The 1,785-nt window shown below is 32.0% G+C and carries 2 protein-coding genes; both read left to right on the top strand.

What is annotated here, in order from left to right:
• The first annotated feature begins 82 nt into the window (after positions 1-82).
• Complete coding sequence (panC, locus tag AB1349_13735; protein MEW6558387.1) at positions 83-934, top strand: pantoate--beta-alanine ligase; 852 nt, start codon at positions 83-85, stop codon at positions 932-934.
• Between the two features lies 1 nt (position 935).
• Positions 936-1,700 carry an aspartate dehydrogenase domain-containing protein gene (locus AB1349_13730; GenBank protein MEW6558386.1) on the top strand — a complete coding sequence of 255 codons (765 nt, stop codon included), beginning with the start codon at positions 936-938 and terminating at the stop codon, positions 1,698-1,700.
• Positions 1,701-1,785 lie beyond the last annotated feature (85 nt).

Here is a 1,785-nt window from a genome sequence, read left to right as displayed (position 1 = left end):
TGTTGTTGTGATGCCGGATGTTATATAATTGAAAAAAATATAAAATATTGATAAAATAAAATTATTAAAGTAAAGAAAATCAATGAGAATTATTCGTTCACCTTTTTTGATTCAAAAAACGGTTAGAGGTTTCAAGAAAAAAGGTAAAACCATTGGCTTAATACCTACCATGGGCGCACTTCACGCAGGCCATATTTCCCTTATTAAAAGAGCAAAAAAAAGTTGTGACATTATTATTGTCTCTATCTTTGTTAATCCAATTCAATTTTCCCCTAACGAAGATTATGCCAAGTATCCCCGCCCTTTTTCTATAGACAAAAAAATATGTTTAGACCAAGGGGTTGATATCATTTTTGCCCCTAATGTTGAAAATATATACCCCGGAGGGTTTTCTACACAGGTAGATGTTGGAAAATTGTCAAACATACTATGTGGCAAATACAGAATTGGACACTTTATGGGTGTTGCGACTGTTGTTTCAAAACTTTTTAATATTGTGTTACCTGATAAGGCCTTTTTCGGTGAAAAGGACTATCAGCAATTAAAAATAATTGAAAAATTAAAGACTGACCTGAATTTTCCTGTTGAAATAGTTCCCTGTCCCACCGTAAGAGAAAAAGACGGACTTGCATTATCAAGTAGAAATGGCTATTTAGAAAAAAATGAACATAATAAATCTCAACTCATTTTTAAGTCACTTGTTATGGCAAAATATTCAATTAAAAAAAACAGAGAATATTCGGTAAAAAAAATTGTTTCCTCAATTAGAAAATATTTACTTAAAATCCCAAATTCAAAAATTGAATACATAAAAATATGTGATAACGATACACTTAAAGAGTATAAATACAACATTAAACTCCCGGCACGAATATTGCTTGCTATTTACATAGGTAAAGCGCGTTTAATAGATAATATATTGGTAGAAAAATAAATTGAAAAAACTATCAATTATTGGCTGTGGTGTAATCGGGACTGAAATTGCCAAATCAGTTGATAATAACATAATAAAAAACACTAAAATAATAAAACTTTACGATATCAACTTTGAAAAAGCAAAAATTTTAAAAAATTATCTTAAAAAAAACAACCCATTATTAACCCGTACTTTACAAGAAGCAATAAACAATACCGACATAATTGTAGAATGCGCAAGTTGTGATGCCGTCAGACAAATTTTAAGTATTGCTCCTGTGAAATCAAACATTTTTATATTAAGCACTGGTGCTTTAATTAAATATCCTGAACTTCAGCATAAAATAAGTAAAAAAAAATTAAAAGTATCTTTCCCATCAGGCGCGATAGCGGGTCTTGATGCAATAAAAGCTGCATCATTTAATAAAATTAGAAAAGTATTACTGGTCAGCAGAAAATCCCCGGTTTCACTGGGTATCAGTGGAAACATTACGCGGCGAAAACTTCTCTACGATGGACCCACAAGTTCTGCCATAAAACTTTTTCCTCAAAACATAAACGTTGCTGCTTCCCTTTCTCTCTCTGGTATAGGCCCTCGGAAAACACGTGTAAAAATTTTTGCTGACCCGGGCTTAAAAACGAACGTACATGAAATATTTGTATCCGGCGATTTTGGCACAATAGCAACAAGGGTGGAAAATAACCCTTCAAAAATAAATCCTAAAACAAGTTTACTGGCTGTTTTATCTGCAATCAATGAATTAAAAAATATTTGTGAGGATTAAATGGAAAAAGGGAAAGTACTCTTTGTTGACGATGACGCTTCATTGTGTCAGCTCTCAAAAAAATTTCTGGGAGATGAGAATTACG

The organism is Elusimicrobiota bacterium, from assembly GCA_040757695.1.
Taxonomy (GTDB): domain Bacteria; phylum Elusimicrobiota; class UBA8919; order UBA8919; family UBA8919; genus JBFLWK01.
The sequence above is the reverse complement of the archived record's forward strand: the minus strand, read 5'-3'. Positions and strand labels throughout refer to the sequence as shown.

Bases quoted from the DNA above. Each gene is read 5' to 3' on its own strand.
- panC (MEW6558387.1), top strand. From the start codon at position 83: ATGAGAATTATTCGTTCACCTTTTTTGATTCAAAAAACGGTTAGAGGT.